25 protein-coding genes and 1 other RNA gene are annotated in these 12,956 nt (G+C 58.6%); 24 read left to right on the plus strand and 2 right to left on the minus strand.

Annotation, left to right across the window (positions count from 1 at the left end; genetic code table 11):
• Window positions 1–64 precede the first annotated feature (64 nt).
• Window positions 65–769, minus strand: coding sequence for an XRE family transcriptional regulator (locus AACY49_RS13025; protein ID WP_339524178.1), 705 nt, complete (start codon window positions 767–769; stop codon window positions 65–67).
• A 175-nt stretch (window positions 770–944) separates the two neighbouring features.
• On the opposite strand from AACY49_RS13025, the gene AACY49_RS13030 reads away from it, so the two are divergent.
• The 24 genes from AACY49_RS13030 to AACY49_RS13140 all read left to right on the plus strand — a co-directional run bounded on the left by AACY49_RS13030 (window position 945) and on the right by AACY49_RS13140 (window position 12,424).
• Entirely contained in the window at window positions 945–1,265 is a 321-nt protein-coding gene (locus AACY49_RS13030) for a helix-turn-helix domain-containing protein (RefSeq protein WP_339524351.1), read from the plus strand.
• A gap of 2 nt (window positions 1,266–1,267) precedes the next feature.
• Window positions 1,268–1,708 (plus strand): hypothetical protein, encoded by a 441-nt coding sequence (locus AACY49_RS13035; protein ID WP_339524180.1) that lies wholly within the window; start codon window positions 1,268–1,270, stop codon window positions 1,706–1,708.
• Window positions 1,701–3,734, plus strand: coding sequence for a DNA-binding protein (locus tag AACY49_RS13040; protein ID WP_339524182.1), 2,034 nt, complete (start codon window positions 1,701–1,703; stop codon window positions 3,732–3,734). The genes AACY49_RS13035 and AACY49_RS13040 overlap by 8 nt, the downstream gene beginning before the upstream one ends.
• Before the next feature lie 24 nt (window positions 3,735–3,758).
• Entirely contained in the window at window positions 3,759–4,481 is a 723-nt protein-coding gene (locus tag AACY49_RS13045) for an AAA family ATPase (protein ID WP_339524184.1), read from the plus strand.
• A gap of 62 nt (window positions 4,482–4,543) precedes the next feature.
• Window positions 4,544–5,089 carry a hypothetical protein gene (locus tag AACY49_RS13050; protein ID WP_339524186.1) on the plus strand — a complete coding sequence of 182 codons (546 nt, stop codon included), beginning with the start codon at window positions 4,544–4,546 and terminating at the stop codon, window positions 5,087–5,089.
• A complete protein-coding gene (locus tag AACY49_RS13055; protein WP_339524190.1) occupies window positions 5,086–5,463 on the plus strand; it encodes a hypothetical protein in 378 nt (125 codons plus the stop codon). Before AACY49_RS13050 ends, AACY49_RS13055 begins: the two co-directional genes overlap by 4 nt.
• Complete coding sequence (locus AACY49_RS13060; RefSeq protein WP_339524192.1) at window positions 5,447–5,770, plus strand: hypothetical protein; 324 nt, start codon at window positions 5,447–5,449, stop codon at window positions 5,768–5,770. The genes AACY49_RS13055 and AACY49_RS13060 overlap by 17 nt, the downstream gene beginning before the upstream one ends.
• A gap of 11 nt (window positions 5,771–5,781) precedes the next feature.
• The gene (locus AACY49_RS13065) at window positions 5,782–6,405 is read left to right on the plus strand and encodes a DUF3164 family protein (RefSeq protein WP_339524194.1); all 624 of its coding nucleotides are present in this window, start codon (window positions 5,782–5,784) and stop codon (window positions 6,403–6,405) included.
• 1 nt (window position 6,406) lies between these two features.
• Window positions 6,407–6,637, plus strand: coding sequence for a hypothetical protein (locus tag AACY49_RS13070; RefSeq protein WP_339524196.1), 231 nt, complete (start codon window positions 6,407–6,409; stop codon window positions 6,635–6,637).
• A 2-nt stretch (window positions 6,638–6,639) separates the two neighbouring features.
• Window positions 6,640–7,062, plus strand: coding sequence for a hypothetical protein (locus AACY49_RS13075; RefSeq protein WP_339524198.1), 423 nt, complete (start codon window positions 6,640–6,642; stop codon window positions 7,060–7,062).
• Between the two features lie 8 nt (window positions 7,063–7,070).
• Window positions 7,071–7,292, plus strand: coding sequence for a hypothetical protein (locus AACY49_RS13080; protein WP_339524200.1), 222 nt, complete (start codon window positions 7,071–7,073; stop codon window positions 7,290–7,292).
• Window positions 7,291–7,361: hammerhead ribozyme type II (locus AACY49_RS13085), an RNA gene on the plus strand. Before AACY49_RS13080 ends, AACY49_RS13085 begins: the two co-directional genes overlap by 2 nt.
• Window position 7,362: 1 nt before the next feature.
• Window positions 7,363–7,641 (plus strand): hypothetical protein, encoded by a 279-nt coding sequence (locus AACY49_RS13090; RefSeq protein WP_339524202.1) that lies wholly within the window; start codon window positions 7,363–7,365, stop codon window positions 7,639–7,641.
• Complete coding sequence (locus AACY49_RS13095) at window positions 7,638–8,054, plus strand: gp16 family protein (RefSeq protein WP_339524205.1); 417 nt, start codon at window positions 7,638–7,640, stop codon at window positions 8,052–8,054. The genes AACY49_RS13090 and AACY49_RS13095 overlap by 4 nt, the downstream gene beginning before the upstream one ends.
• Window positions 8,051–8,488, plus strand: a complete 438-nt coding sequence (locus AACY49_RS13100; protein ID WP_339524207.1) for a Mor transcription activator family protein — start codon at window positions 8,051–8,053, stop codon at window positions 8,486–8,488. Before AACY49_RS13095 ends, AACY49_RS13100 begins: the two co-directional genes overlap by 4 nt.
• Window positions 8,489–8,509: 21 nt before the next feature.
• A complete protein-coding gene (locus AACY49_RS13105; protein WP_339524209.1) occupies window positions 8,510–9,052 on the plus strand; it encodes a hypothetical protein in 543 nt (180 codons plus the stop codon).
• Window positions 9,053–9,164: 112 nt separating this feature from the next.
• The gene (locus AACY49_RS13110; protein ID WP_339524211.1) at window positions 9,165–9,506 is read left to right on the plus strand and encodes a hypothetical protein; all 342 of its coding nucleotides are present in this window, start codon (window positions 9,165–9,167) and stop codon (window positions 9,504–9,506) included.
• Window positions 9,503–9,796 (plus strand): putative holin, encoded by a 294-nt coding sequence (locus tag AACY49_RS13115; protein ID WP_339524213.1) that lies wholly within the window; start codon window positions 9,503–9,505, stop codon window positions 9,794–9,796. Before AACY49_RS13110 ends, AACY49_RS13115 begins: the two co-directional genes overlap by 4 nt.
• 2 nt (window positions 9,797–9,798) lie before the next feature.
• Complete coding sequence (locus AACY49_RS13120) at window positions 9,799–10,431, plus strand: transglycosylase SLT domain-containing protein (protein ID WP_339524215.1); 633 nt, start codon at window positions 9,799–9,801, stop codon at window positions 10,429–10,431.
• Window positions 10,428–11,063, plus strand: a complete 636-nt coding sequence (locus AACY49_RS13125; protein ID WP_339524217.1) for a DNA-packaging protein — start codon at window positions 10,428–10,430, stop codon at window positions 11,061–11,063. The genes AACY49_RS13120 and AACY49_RS13125 overlap by 4 nt, the downstream gene beginning before the upstream one ends.
• Before the next feature lie 115 nt (window positions 11,064–11,178).
• A complete protein-coding gene (locus tag AACY49_RS31825) occupies window positions 11,179–11,271 on the plus strand; it encodes a TraR/DksA C4-type zinc finger protein (RefSeq protein ID WP_445262639.1) in 93 nt (30 codons plus the stop codon).
• On the plus strand, window positions 11,268–11,600 hold the full coding sequence (locus tag AACY49_RS13130; protein ID WP_320391692.1) for a hypothetical protein: 333 nt from the start codon (window positions 11,268–11,270) through the stop codon (window positions 11,598–11,600). Before AACY49_RS31825 ends, AACY49_RS13130 begins: the two co-directional genes overlap by 4 nt.
• Window positions 11,597–11,908 (plus strand): hypothetical protein, encoded by a 312-nt coding sequence (locus AACY49_RS13135; RefSeq protein ID WP_071552223.1) that lies wholly within the window; start codon window positions 11,597–11,599, stop codon window positions 11,906–11,908. Before AACY49_RS13130 ends, AACY49_RS13135 begins: the two co-directional genes overlap by 4 nt.
• Window positions 11,909–11,911: 3 nt before the next feature.
• Window positions 11,912–12,424 (plus strand): DUF3486 family protein, encoded by a 513-nt coding sequence (locus AACY49_RS13140; RefSeq protein ID WP_339524224.1) that lies wholly within the window; start codon window positions 11,912–11,914, stop codon window positions 12,422–12,424.
• A gap of 2 nt (window positions 12,425–12,426) precedes the next feature.
• Here AACY49_RS13140 and AACY49_RS13145 read toward each other — a convergent pair whose 3' ends face one another.
• Window positions 12,427–12,909 (minus strand): hypothetical protein, encoded by a 483-nt coding sequence (locus AACY49_RS13145; protein ID WP_339524226.1) that lies wholly within the window; start codon window positions 12,907–12,909, stop codon window positions 12,427–12,429.
• Between the last annotated feature and the right edge of the window lie 47 nt (window positions 12,910–12,956).

The raw sequence follows: 12,956 nt of genomic DNA on the forward strand, positions 1-12,956 counted from the left end.
TTGGCGAGAGCTTTGGCACCGGGCATCAACCTCTACTCTGTATAGTTATATTATACCGAGGTGCTTACATCCAGCCGCCAGCCCAGACCACACGCCCGACTATCTCCAGGTCGTTCAGACTTTCCTTAGCAACCGTCATCGTCTGATAGGCAGGATTGGTGCTGATCACCGCCACGCCACCGCCTATCTGGCGTTGTAGGCGCTTGGCATAGAGATGGTCATCCAGGCGGATCACATAGACAGCCTCTCCCTCCAGCATGTTGCGGCCATGGTCGATCAAGACCGTGTCGCCGTCACTCAACAAGCCCTCCATCGAATCACCATCGACTCTGATAGCAGACAGCCTCGACGGCTCCAGCCCCTGTTTACGCAGCGAATAGGTCGTGAACGCCAGGTGCGTCAGAATCCTAGTTCCCTCGGTCCAGGAGCCATGCCCAGCACTGCACCGTGCATCGTACAAAGCCACATAGCTGTACTTGTCATCCTCTATAACTCGCTGCACCTGCTGCTCTTCTCCAAACGCCAGCCACATCGCTGAAACGCCTGCGGCTTGCGCGATTTGCTCCAGCCTGTCGAGCGTTGGATATGTCTCACCGCTCAGATAACTGCGTATTGCCCCCTCTGAAAGACCCGAGTCGCGCGCAAAAACGCGCGCCGCTCTGGTTCCCATCGCGTCCTTGAGCCTATCCCGGAAGCATCCGATTGCCCCCACTGGAATCGGATGCTGCGTATCTAAAGCATCCGTTTTATCCGATTCCTTGTAAGTCATTGATTTCTCTCGGTTATACGTTTTTCTGAGCACGGACGCGCATAAAAAAGAATCGGATGCGCGTTTTTCCGATTGATATGCGCGGTTATCCGCGTTATGTTTATCCGCAACAGGACGTTAGACGTCCCAAAAAAACCACCCGTGAAGATGGTTCAAAACTATGAGCGATATCGACATGCCCACTGACCCTGCTAGCCGATGGGAGTGGATCAAATACCAACTCCGTGTTCGTGGCACCTCTATGGCCGAGCTTGCACGCCGGCTGGAAGTGACAGACCGCGCAATCCGCAACGCCAAATGCACGCCTTACCCGCGTATCGAACGCTCCTTAGCTGACGCTCTGAGTCTCGACCCTGCGGACATTTGGCCTGAGCGTTGGAACGCGGACGGCACCCCACATCGGCAACGGCCTGGACGCGCGGAAATAAACACGTCCTACAGCAAGGATACCGGACTCTATCCGGTAGGACACTGTAAAGCGGTAAGGAGTGCCTAAACATGCGCCGCCCAAAAGACGACAAGACGCTAGATATCTTCTCCGTACCTCAGCCAGTGCTGTCTATTCCTGGCCTTGGCAATTACGCCTCCCAAGTCAGCGAGCTGGTTAGCGAAATACTCAAAGGGTCCGAATTGGACCGCTATGAGATAGCGGCTCGTATGTCACGTCTGTCAGGCGATGACGTCAGTAAGAACATGTTAGACGCTTGGGCCAGTCCTGCCCGTGCAGATCACAACCTTCCTTTGTACCGAGCCGCGTTGCTGGAAGAGGTTTGCGCCAGCCATGTTCTAACTAACTGGCAGGTTCATTTGCGTGGCGGTCGGGTCGCATATGGCCGCGAGGCGTTGGACACAGAACTGGGGCGCCTTGAGCGAGTGGCCGCAAATGCGACTCGCCAAGCTCGAGAATTGAAAAAGCTCCTGGGTGAAGACCATGCGTAATTGGTTCACCGCTCAGGAACTGGCGGGTCTGCCGGGTGTGCCTGGCACGTCTCGCAACGTCAAGGCCATGGCAGCCCGTGAACACTGGGAAGGTCAACACCGCTTTGGTAGCAAGGCCGTCGAATACGCCTTCGCTATCCTGCCGAAAGAAACCCAGACCGCGCTGATTGCTGCATCAGTAGCAGAGAGCCAACCCCAGTCAGTGATCGCGGTTGAGTCAAATACAACCGAGCGTGACATCGTTTCAGCGTCACGCTTGAGCGAAGATCAACGTTCAGTTATGACGGCTCGCCTGGCTTTCGTCCGTGAAATCGAGCGCATGAGCCAGACGATCAGTCAGCAACGTGCCATCGACTCTCTGGTCGCACTGGCCAAAGCCGAGCAACTGAGCCCGTACCTCACCGACCGCGTACAGCGCGCCAACGACCGCAAGACCGGCGACCGTACTCTGAGCGAGCGCACCCTCAAGCGCTGGCTGGCCGACTATCGTCAGAACGGCGAAACCGGTCTGGCGCCTGCTCGCCGTCAGAAAGACATGAGCTTGCCCGCGTGGTCGGCGTCTTTCCTGACTTGCTACCAGCGTCCGACCAAGCCCAGCGTCGAAGCAGCCTATGCCGAGTTCGCACTCAAGCACCCGGCCGAGCGCCCGAGCATTCACGTTGTCCGTCGCTTCCTTAATAAACTCAGCGCCGAGGCTCGCGAGCGCGGCCGTCGTACCCCGCAGGAACTCAAGGCGCTGCAACCGTTCAAGCGCCGAACCACAAAGAACCTGTACCCCTGCGACGTTTTCACCGCTGACGGCCACAAGTTCGACGCTGAAGTCCTCAACCCGCGCACCGGGAAACCGTACCGGCCGGAAACCACCACAGTGCTCGATGTTGCCACTCGCAAAGCCGTGGGCATCTCCATTGGTGAAGCCGAGTCCACCATCGGTGTTCTGGACGCCCTGCGTGATGCTGTACAGCACGGCATGTTCGCCATGTTCTACGTGGATAACGGTTCAGGCTTCGCCAACGATACCGTGCGCGAAGTGGTCGACCGGATCGGCGGCACCATGACGCATGCACTGCCTTACAACAGTCAGGCACGAGGTTTAATCGAGCGCTCCCACCAGACCATCTGGGTCAATGCCGCGAAGAAGCTGACCAGCTACATCGGCGCCGACATGGATAAGCACGCGGGCACCAAAGTCCATCGGATCAGCCGCAAACAACTGCGCGAGACGGGCACCACCCGTTTGATCCCGACCTTCGCCGAGTTCATGGCGGGCGTTGAGTATGAACTCGACATCTACAACAACACTCCGCACCGAGGCCTGGAACGGTTCCGCGATCCGCTGACCGGCAAGCTACGCCACATGAGCCCCAACGAAGCATGGGATGCCGCTCGCGCCGAGGGCTGGGAGCCGTTGGTGGCGTCGTCTGAGCTGCTGAATGACCTGATGCGTCCGCAAGTGCTGCGCCCAACCCGTCGCGGTGAGGTCACTTGGGCAAACGAAACCTACTTCCTCGACGCCTTACGCAACTTCCACGGCGAAGAAATCCGAGTGGCCTACGACGTGCGCGACTCCTCCCGTGTATGGGTCCGCACTCTGGACGGCGACCTGATCGGCGAAGCGCTCCTGGATGGTAACGCCAGCGACTACATGCCGAAGGCCATGATTGAAAAGGCCTACGACAAGCGCGAAAGCGGCCAGATGAAACGCGCCCTGGACAAGCTGGAAACCCTGACCGGCAAGCGCGTGGAAATGATCGCACCGACCAGTGCGCCATCTGCCCAGCTCACTGCTGATCAGCTTGCCGAAGCCCAACGCTTCGCCCAACTGGCAGCCCCGAAGGCGCAGACCTTCGACCTGCCATCCGACCCGACAGCCCGTTACCACCTCTGGCACCAGCTCGCTGACCGCCTGAGCAATGGCGAAGTGCTGACGGACGAAGAGACCCAGTGGCACAGCCGCTACCCCAAACACCCGGACTTCGCCTCGATCCGCCGCATGTTCGAGTTCGCGGAACAAGCCCGCGCCTAACAAAAGATCTTTAAGGAGCTTCACATGAGTGTTTCCAAAATCGTCCCGCTGACCAACGTCGGCCTGTTGTCCGCCGCTATCGAGCGTGCTCATTCCCGCCCGATGGGCCTGCCCGGTCTGGTCGTGATGTACGGCGCCAGCGGCCTGGGCAAAAGCGTGGGCGCAGCCTTCGCCGCCAACCTGCACCGCGCCTACTACGTCGAGTGCCGCGACACCTGGAGCAAGAAAGCTTTCCTGCAAGCAATCCTGCGAGAAATGAGCATCGCCCCCGGCCAAACGCTCTCGGTGATGGTCGACCAGGTGGCCGAACAGTTGTCCCGTAGCGGCCGTCCGCTGCTGATCGACGACGTTCAATACCTGCTTGAAAAAGCCGTGGCCAACGTCCTGACCGATATCTACAACGCCAGTCAGGGCACCATCGTCCTGATCGGCGAAGAGCGTGTGCCCAGCAGCTTGGCCAAGCTGGAACGTCTGCATAACCGCGTGCTTGAGTGGGTGCCCGCTCAACCCGCCACCCTTGATGACCTGCGCAGTCTGGCCAAGGCCAGTTATCCGACCCTAAAAATTTCCGACGATCTGCTGGAGGACCTGCGCCACAAGGTGCGCGGATGCCTGCGCCGCGTCGCGGTCAACCTCTACAAGGTTTACAGCGAAACCCAAGCCATGGCCATGGACAGCATCGACCTTGCAGGCTGGGGTAGTCGCGGCTGGTTTACCGGCGAGGCCCCAGTGCGGAGGGCTGCGTAATGGGGTGTGGTCGTAAACGCATTGATCTGGATATGCAGGGTACTAAGGACAGTCGGCAGCGCATGTGGGAGTCCATTCGGGCGAGTTCGGCAGGTTTCAAAATTTTTGGTATGGCCAGTCGAGCGGGTGTTTCTGACATCAGCCTGCGTCGCTACTTAAAGGCGCTGATGAAAGGGGGATACATCGAAGTCGTCGAGGGTCGCAAGCTTGATGAGCAAACCTTCCGCTTGGTCAAAGATGTCGGCGCTGAAGCTCCTGTGGTTACCAGCAGTGGTGAACTCAGCACTGCCGGAAGAGGAACCGAGGCGATGTGGCGCACGCTGCGAATCCTGGGTGAGCTGAACGCTGTAGAACTGGCAGAACAAGCGTCGATTGCAGTTAAGACGTCGACGGACACCGCAAAGTCTTATCTGAAATGGCTCAACCGTGCGGGTTACCTAGTGGTAACTGATCGGGGAGGGCCGGGGCGTCACGCTCGGTATCGCCTGATATCCGGCAAGAACACTGGCCCACGCCCACCAATGATTCAAACCATCGGCCAAGTCTTCGACCCCAACTTGGGGGCCGTGGTTTACCGCCAATCTGATTGCGCGGAGGTGGAGCTATGAGCGTCAACTTAGCCGCCTGGGGTCCAGAGCCGCCGCTGTTCGTGCGCCTGCTCGCCGCCGAAGTCGCCGCCAGCAACAAAACCAAAGCCAGCCAGCGCATTGGGATGAGCCGCACCGCCGTCAGCCTGATCCTGGCCAACCGCTACGCGTCACCCAGCACGGCCGGTGTTGAGCGCCGTGTCATGGAAACCCTCGGCCGTATCGAGTGTGTCGCCCTGGACGACGTGGTCACCACCGATCAGTGCCAAAACTATCGCGAAAAACCGGCACCGACCCACAACCCGCAAGCCATGCAGCACTGGCGCGCCTGTCAGCACTGCACCAACAACCCCGACCGCTGCCATCAGGAGATTGACCATGCTCGCCTCCACTAATCGCACGCTGCTGAAAGTGTTGACCCCGTCACTGGCCGAACACCTGCGGGTGTTCAACCACGCCGCTCGGACTTTGCAGTCGATGCGCATCCGCCTGCTGAACCTCGACCCGATCCAAAACCGACTGACCATCGCCCCCGAGGCCGGTCGCGCACTGATCGACGCCCGTGCCGTCAGCGGTTATCAGCGCCATGCCAGCGCCGGTAGCACCCGTTACACCGTGTTGTTCCAGGGCGTGACCTTGGAATGGCGCGAAACCATCAGCGCCGCCCGTCCCGACGATTGGGCTCGCCCGACTCTCCACTGAGGAACCCTGTAATGACTGCACAACCACACACCATCCCCGAAGGCTACCGCATCGACGCGCAACGTCGGCTCGTTGCCGAAAGCATGATCAAGCCGCTTGATCTGGCCCGCGATGCCCTGGTGTTGGAACTGGTCGAGAAGGCCCGCGTAGCCAGCAAAGGCTTGGCCCTGTTCAAAGCCGCCGCGTTCGGTGACATCGACGCCTTCGTCGAGATGAGCGCTGAGGAATACGGCGCCAAGCTGGGTGGCAAAAAAGGCAATGTCAGCCTGATCAGCTTCGATGGTCGCTACAAAGTCCAACGGGCTATTCAGGAAAGCATCGCTTTCGACGAACGCCTCCAGGCGGCGCGGGCCTTGATCGACGAATGCCTTGAAGAGTGGACGGCCGGGGCGCGGCCGGAGGTTGTAACTCTGGTCAACGACGCCTTTCGCACCGATACCAAGGGCGACATCCGCACGGCACGAGTCCTTGCCTTGCGTCGCTTGGAAATTGCCGATGAACGCTGGCAGCGTGCGATGCAAGCTATCGGTGAAGCCTGCCAAGTGATCGGCTCCAAGTCCTACATCCGCGTGTACGAGCGTGTGGGTGATACCGATCAATACCAGCCCATCAGCCTTGATATTGCGGGGGTGTGAGATGACGCCGATCACCATCCGGTGCTTCTTCAGCACCGGCTCGTACCACGCCAGAGCGCCTGGCTACAAAACCACTGCCTCATCGGCAGAGTCAGCCAGAAAGGCAGCCGACCGTCTGATCGAAAAGCTGCGCCCTACCGCTGTAATTGACAGTGTGGAGGAGATTCAAGACGGCTGTCCCGCTGTGTTGAAGCTCTATCACTACCACTTCAAACAAGCCGACGAGACCTGACCATGCAGCGCTACCACGACACCACCACAGATCCGCTGCCTATTCACTCGCCGCAGCACGATACCGAACGCGCCAACCTTGCCCGTCAAACCGCCGAATTCCTGGCTCGCGGAGGCAAGGTCCAACAAATCGGTTTTTGCATGAGCAACACGCCAGCGACTTTCACCATCAACCCGGAGCGCTCGCCGGTCTATGCCCATCTGTTCGCGCCGGTTGCTGCCGCAGCGACTCCCGAAGCGCTTGTACTGCCTGAGCCAGCAATAGAGCTTGCCCAGACAGACGAGCAAAAGCTCGCGGCCTTGATCATGGCCGAGGCTGCTCTGGGTAACTCCCCCAAGTGGACAGCCAAGAAATACCACATGACTGAAAAACGCGTGCGGCAGATCGCCCGCGATTACCACATCACCTTCCATGTACAGCGATAGGACATCCCATGGCCAAGATCACCCTGACCCTTGAAGACCAGCACGACGAAAGCGGCAAACCGACTGTATCCCTGGACATGTCCGGCGCCCGAGTCGGGCCGTTCGGACAGACCTTGCACACCGAGGCGCTTCGCATCTCGCAAATGCTGTTCGGCATGGCCGCTTGTGAAGAAAGGCTCGGCGGCCTACCTGCCTGCCGCCGCCAGCCGAGCAACAACACCCTCCATTAAGCGAAACCGCCCCGGTGATCCGGGACGGTCTGCCAGGCGTGGTTGCCTGGTACTGATGAGCAGCCAACCCATGACAGATGAAACACCCCGCCAACGCAAAGCCCGTCTTGCCCGTGAGCGCAAGCGTGCAGAGCGTCAACGGAAAAAGGAAAAGCGGCTAGCCATGGGCGCCAGCAAACTGAAAATGGAAATCTACAGTGGCACGCAACGTGAGCTGGAACAGATACGTACAGCCGGAGCATTCGACGAAACCGACCATGCACTCACGATGGTGATTCACGGTGTAGCCGATCTGTCCCGACGTGACCCGGCTGCATTCCGTGCCCTGATACAACGGAGGGGAAAATGAACACCAGGAACTTGCAACTCAGCAAAATCCACATCGCCAAAAAAGACCTTGGCCTAGACGACGAAACCTATCGCACATTGCTTGGCCGGGTGGCCGGTGTGCGTTCAGCCAAAGACCTTAACCCGCGCCAGATCGGCCACGTACTGGCCGAGTTCGCCCGGTTGGGCTGGACTTCGACGTCGGCCAAACGAACTGACCGCAAGGTTCCTATCCCTGCACCGGACCGGGAAAAGCTGATGGGTAAGGTCGAGGCCTTTCTTGCCGAAGCCAAACGCTCCTGGGCGTATGCCGATGGCATGGCCATGCGCATGTTCAAGGTTGAGCGAGTGGAATGGCTGGACCCGCAACAGCTTCACAAAATGGTGGCGGCCTTAACCTACGATGCCCGCCGACAGGGGAGGCCTGAGCGATGAACGAAGATCTGTTCCCAGACGACAGCGACAAGCTTGACCCTGAAAAGATACTGGCGCATATGGAATCGCCAACCGTCCTTGCACGCTGGGAGGGCACCCTGGGTGAGATGGTCAGGATTGCCGAAGTCGAGCTGCGCAAGGCGCTCAACAACACCGATAGCGCTCCTGAGCTGGCCCGTCGGGTGGTCTATTCCATCTGCGAGCACCAGGGCGGCACGGTGATGTATCTGCCACGCGGCACAATCCTCAAGCGAGCCATGCGCGATGCGGCTATCTACCAAGACTGGCGGGACAAAGGGGTTAAACCTGCTGATATGGTCAACAAGTACGTTCTGTCGAGCCAAACGATTTATGACATCATTGCCCGCCAGCGGGCGTTGCATCGTAAGAGCGAGCCCGACTTATTCGGCTTTGATGACGGGACGCTTCATTAGGTAGCTCATAGGAGAGTGGGTATGAAAATAGTAAATGGTTTGATCGGAATACTACTCGGCTTGGCCGTTTCATTATCTGCCCACGCTGTCGTTGACAGCCCTAAACATGCGTTCAAAAACACATATGACCAACTGCTTGAGGAACTTCCTAACGTTCGCAGCCAACTGACTGAAACCGACGAGAATGGAATGAAGCGTTGGGGGGGAACAGTTCCCGTTGGCAGTGCTGCTTCAATTGTCCAGATCACTGGTAAAGGAAAGGACGCAATCACTGAATTGACGGTGATGATACTTTCTACACCATCGACAACCGATACAGATTACGACAACGCCGAGGCACTAAGAGACGTTCTTTTCCAAGGGCTGTTAGGTAGAGGCGCTGCTTTTGATCTTGTGAATGATTTTTTTGTTGAAGAGCTGGCACGTCAGCAACCTATCCTCAAGGCTGGCGGCAAACCTAAACCCGGCGTCAAGAAGATTGCTCGGGGAACGTCCCAAGTGAGTCTTGAGCTAGTTAAAGCCCCCCAAGGCCTGATGGTCATTTATTCAATGAAGTTGATTTGATAAATACAGCCCCGCCACCGTGCGGGGCTAAAACCTTAAACCCCCCTGAAATTACAACTTCTTCCCCCGTGCGCGAACCTACACCCGTTCTTTCAAACGGCAGGTTCGCACCATGCACACCGCTCCCGCTTCCCCCAAAGTCTCCCGGCCCCAGTGGCCGCGCCAACATGCGCAACTCATCCTTGCCGCAGGGGATGACCTCGCCCGCGAAGTCTTGTGGGCCAAGGTTCCAGCCGACTGGCGGGACATGGTGCAACTGCATATATCCCAGGCAGAAGCCCACACCGAGCAACACGTCCAGCAGCGTGAGAAGTTTCGCCCTGCTGTAAGTCCCACCATCCCTGTCCTTGCTGAGTATCGAGCGCCCATCCCTGTGCGCGGCAACGCCGTGGTTGCCAACCACCATCTGGCCGCTCTGCGCGCCGCCATCCACACACCGCGAGTATCTGCATGAACCTTCAATTACCGAAGCGGCGTCCTCGTGCGCCACGTATGACCGACTGGACGTTGATCACCATCGCACTGCTGTTGTGCCTGGCTATCGTCGCTCCGACCAAACTCCCGGTCGTTCTCTATAAATGTGGTCTGGTCACCCTGGGCGGTGTACTCGGCTACTGGATCGACCGCGCGTTGTTTCCCTACGCCCGCCCAAATATGGTCCGGCGTTATGAGCGCTCCATGGCTGGTGTTCGCCGCGCCCTGGTCGTGCTGGCCTGCGTCCTCGGCCTGACGTTGGGGCTCTGAGCATGCGGCGAATCCTTTTATATATAGGTGCCGCGTCGCTGGCCTCGCTTGTCGGGCTCGCAGTTTCCACCCCAGCCCATGCCGAAATTCCTTCCCATGCCGAACGCTACCGCCGCGACCTAACTCGTATCGCCCAAGCGGAGTGGGGGCTGGATGCTCCAGTGGCAACCTTCGCCGCGCAGATCCATCAGGAAAGCCGCTGGCGGTTCGACGCGAAATCGCCGGTCGGTGCGCAAGGCTTGGGCCAAGTGATGCCCTCGACCGCGACCTGGTTGGCTCAGTTGTTCCCCAAAGCCTTGGGCAAGGTCGAGCCGTTCAATCCGATTTGGTCCATGCAGGCGCTGGTCAGTTATGACCGCTGGTTGGCGGATCGTACTCAGGCGAGTGGTCCCTGCGAACAAGGGGCGTTCATCCTCTCCAGCTACAACGGCGGGCTGGGCTGGGTCATTCGCGACCGCAAGTTGGCTTCGGCAAAAGGCGCCGATCCGCTGACCTGGTTCGACTCTGTCGAGCGGCACAACGCTGGCCGCTCGGCCGCTGCCTTCAAGGAAAACCGCCAATACCCGCGCCAGATCCTGCTGCGCTGGGAAGCCCTGTACATCGCTGATGGCTGGGGCCAGGGAGTCTGCCAATGAAACGTCTGCTGGATCTTATTAGTCCAGCCACCTGGTGCGTGGCACTGATCATTGCTGTGGTCTACGGCCTGCATCTCTACCGCCAGGAAGGCTATGACGACGGCTTCGCCCTGGGCACAGCCAATGGCGACAAGATCGCCGCCGACCTTCGCGAAGCTTTCGCCCACGAAAAACTTGGATTGGCCCAAGTGGCAGCCGATGCCGCGAACAAGGCCCTTGCCGACTTACGCGCCGAGCAGGCCAAGGGCTATCAACTGGCACGCCAGTTGGCTGACACCAAAGACAACCTGCGCAAAACCACCGACAAGCTCACAGGAGAGATAACCCATGTCACCAAACTCTACCGACGCGCCCTCAATGCGCAGCCCGAGCCGCTGCCTGTTGCTGTGTTCACTACTGGCTTTGTCCGCGTGTGGAACACCGCCAACGGCATCAGTACCGCAATGCCAGCCACGAACAGCACCAGCGGAACATCTGCGCCGTCCAGCGGAGCCGGAACCGCTGACGACCTCGACTCCGGCCTTGGCCAGGATCAGCTCCTGACCAACCAGGTACGGAACGGCGAGCTGCATGGAATCTGTCGGGCGCAGCTCAACAACCTGATTGATTGGACTCTCAATGAAAGCAAATGACTACGCCAGCGTATTGGAGGCGCGTCACCACGAAAGCTCTTTAGCCGCTCATTTGGCACAACGGGAAACCTTGACTGGACCATCCGCCGAGTTCTGCCAGATGGCCGATTGTGAAATGCCGATACCCGAAGACCGACGCCAGGCCGTCGAGGGCGTGCAGTTCTGCGCCGAGTGCCAAACACGCCGCGAAAAAAGGGGCTGCAAATGATGATGATTGAAATGCCTGCCTGGCAGTTGATCAGTGTGGCGGTCGCGGTTCTCGGTGGTTTTGCAGGCTTGGTGAAGCTGCTGCTGTTGCAAACGGAGCGGCGCCTGGACCAGCGCAATGCCGTGATGGATGACCGCTTCAACGCCTTGGCCAAAGACAGCGACCGCCTGCGAAGCGTGGAACTCAACTTCGAACGGCTGCGCGCAGATCTGCCCCTGCACTACGTGCGACGTGAGGACTACGTCCGAAACCAAACCGTCATTGAAGCCAAGCTCGACGCCTTGGCGCTCAAGTTAGAAAACGTTCAGCTCAAAGGAATACGACCATGAACATTGATCCCGCCAAGGTCCGCCGCGAATCCCTGCGGTGGTACATCCTTCTGACTCTCAACACCTCCCGACCCGTGGACCCGCACGAAGCCATGGTGCTCTCAACCATCCAAGGCATTCTCCCGGATGTCACCACCCTGGAGTTGCGCCGGGAACTCGACTACCTGGCAGATCGGAGCCTCGTGACGCTGAAAAAACAGTCCAGTGGCGCTTGGATCTGCGGCCTGACCCACTACGGCGTCGACGTGGCCGAGTACACCATCGACTGCAATCCAGGCATTGCCCGCCCCGAAAAATACTGGAGCTAAGCCATGCCACCGCGCAGCAAAGTCGCCAGCCTGCCCAAGGCCGTCAAGGCCTGGCTCGACAAGGCCCTGGCCGAAAACAGCTTCAGCGAATACGAAAGCCTAGCGGCCGAGCTGTCGGCCCAGGGCTTTTCGATCAGCAAGTCGGCGTTGCACCGTTATGGCCAGGACTTTGAATCCAAGCTCTCGGCGCTCAAGGTCGCCAGCGAGCAGGCTCGCGCCGTGGTGGCTGCTGCGCCGGATGAAGAAGGCGCCGTCAACGAAGCGTTGATGAGATTGGTCCAGGAGCATCTATTCAAGCTGTTGATGGCCGACGACAAACCATTCGACTTGGCCAAGGTAGCCAAGGCGGTGGCAGAACTGGGCAAGGCCTCTATTGCACAGAAGAAATGGCAATCCGAGTACCGCGAGAAGGCCGAGGCGGCAGCATCCCGTGTCGAGAAGATCGCCAAGAAAGGTGGCTTGAATCAGGCGACGGTCGATGAGATCCGCCGCGAAATACTGGGGATGGCTGCATGAGCCTAGTAGTGATGTTTGGTTGGAATTGGGGGCTGAACAGGAACAGCTCCAAGGCTCACAAGTTTCTCGCAGCGAGGGCATTTCAGTCCTTTCCAACCCATGCCTCCTCCTTTTTGAAGGGTGACCATGTCGCCTTTTTCAAAGCAGTTGCTGCAAAGGTAGTGTTCGGGCTCGTCACCTTGAAATTCTGGTTTGAGTTTGTATGCAAAGTAGCCGGTTTCGAATGCGTGGCGTTGGTACTTGCTTTCAAGATCCACTCGGGAGTTAACCTTACTCAGAGTCGATTCAAGCTCTCCGACTCTTTTTACAAGCGCCATTTGCTCCAGTTGGGCAGTCATAAGCTGCTGCTGCAATTCCATAAGGCTCTGCGTAAGTTCAAAAACACGGCTCCTTACAGCTTCTTCATCTCGAAGGGTGAGCAAGCTTTTAGCTATATTTGCCGCAGTCTGTGCGCTGGTGACCCCAGCCGAGAACCAATCAAGCATGCTCATATTCCTGTACGCGTTATTTGGCACAGAGAGTTTAGCATCGG

The organism is Pseudomonas sp. EL_65y_Pfl2_R96, assembly GCF_963970905.1.
In the GTDB taxonomy this organism is placed as follows: Bacteria; Pseudomonadota; Gammaproteobacteria; order Pseudomonadales; family Pseudomonadaceae; genus Aquipseudomonas.

Coding starts and splice junctions, on each gene's coding strand:
- AACY49_RS13040 (WP_339524182.1), top strand. CDS start 1,701: ATGCGTAATTGGTTCACCGCTCAGGAACTGGCGGGTCTGCCGGGTGTG.
- AACY49_RS13125 (WP_339524217.1), top strand. CDS start 10,428: ATGAAACGTCTGCTGGATCTTATTAGTCCAGCCACCTGGTGCGTGGCA.
- AACY49_RS13090 (WP_339524202.1), top strand. CDS start 7,363: ATGACAGATGAAACACCCCGCCAACGCAAAGCCCGTCTTGCCCGTGAG.
- AACY49_RS13065 (WP_339524194.1), top strand. CDS start 5,782: ATGACTGCACAACCACACACCATCCCCGAAGGCTACCGCATCGACGCG.
- AACY49_RS13115 (WP_339524213.1), top strand. CDS start 9,503: ATGAACCTTCAATTACCGAAGCGGCGTCCTCGTGCGCCACGTATGACC.
- AACY49_RS13075 (WP_339524198.1), top strand. CDS start 6,640: ATGCAGCGCTACCACGACACCACCACAGATCCGCTGCCTATTCACTCG.
- AACY49_RS13055 (WP_339524190.1), top strand. CDS start 5,086: ATGAGCGTCAACTTAGCCGCCTGGGGTCCAGAGCCGCCGCTGTTCGTG.
- AACY49_RS13035 (WP_339524180.1), top strand. CDS start 1,268: ATGCGCCGCCCAAAAGACGACAAGACGCTAGATATCTTCTCCGTACCT.
- AACY49_RS13140 (WP_339524224.1), top strand. CDS start 11,912: ATGCCACCGCGCAGCAAAGTCGCCAGCCTGCCCAAGGCCGTCAAGGCC.
- AACY49_RS13120 (WP_339524215.1), top strand. CDS start 9,799: ATGCGGCGAATCCTTTTATATATAGGTGCCGCGTCGCTGGCCTCGCTT.
- AACY49_RS13050 (WP_339524186.1), top strand. CDS start 4,544: ATGTGGGAGTCCATTCGGGCGAGTTCGGCAGGTTTCAAAATTTTTGGT.
- AACY49_RS31825 (WP_445262639.1), top strand. CDS start 11,179: ATGCCGATACCCGAAGACCGACGCCAGGCCGTCGAGGGCGTGCAGTTC.
- AACY49_RS13145 (WP_339524226.1), bottom strand. CDS start 12,909: ATGCTTGATTGGTTCTCGGCTGGGGTCACCAGCGCACAGACTGCGGCA.
- AACY49_RS13025 (WP_339524178.1), bottom strand. CDS start 769: ATGACTTACAAGGAATCGGATAAAACGGATGCTTTAGATACGCAGCAT.
- AACY49_RS13100 (WP_339524207.1), top strand. CDS start 8,051: ATGAACGAAGATCTGTTCCCAGACGACAGCGACAAGCTTGACCCTGAA.
- AACY49_RS13105 (WP_339524209.1), top strand. CDS start 8,510: ATGAAAATAGTAAATGGTTTGATCGGAATACTACTCGGCTTGGCCGTT.
- AACY49_RS13030 (WP_339524351.1), top strand. CDS start 945: ATGCCCACTGACCCTGCTAGCCGATGGGAGTGGATCAAATACCAACTC.
- AACY49_RS13045 (WP_339524184.1), top strand. CDS start 3,759: ATGAGTGTTTCCAAAATCGTCCCGCTGACCAACGTCGGCCTGTTGTCC.
- AACY49_RS13110 (WP_339524211.1), top strand. CDS start 9,165: ATGCACACCGCTCCCGCTTCCCCCAAAGTCTCCCGGCCCCAGTGGCCG.
- AACY49_RS13130 (WP_320391692.1), top strand. CDS start 11,268: ATGATGATGATTGAAATGCCTGCCTGGCAGTTGATCAGTGTGGCGGTC.
- AACY49_RS13080 (WP_339524200.1), top strand. CDS start 7,071: ATGGCCAAGATCACCCTGACCCTTGAAGACCAGCACGACGAAAGCGGC.
- AACY49_RS13135 (WP_071552223.1), top strand. CDS start 11,597: ATGAACATTGATCCCGCCAAGGTCCGCCGCGAATCCCTGCGGTGGTAC.
- AACY49_RS13060 (WP_339524192.1), top strand. CDS start 5,447: ATGCTCGCCTCCACTAATCGCACGCTGCTGAAAGTGTTGACCCCGTCA.
- AACY49_RS13070 (WP_339524196.1), top strand. CDS start 6,407: ATGACGCCGATCACCATCCGGTGCTTCTTCAGCACCGGCTCGTACCAC.
- AACY49_RS13095 (WP_339524205.1), top strand. CDS start 7,638: ATGAACACCAGGAACTTGCAACTCAGCAAAATCCACATCGCCAAAAAA.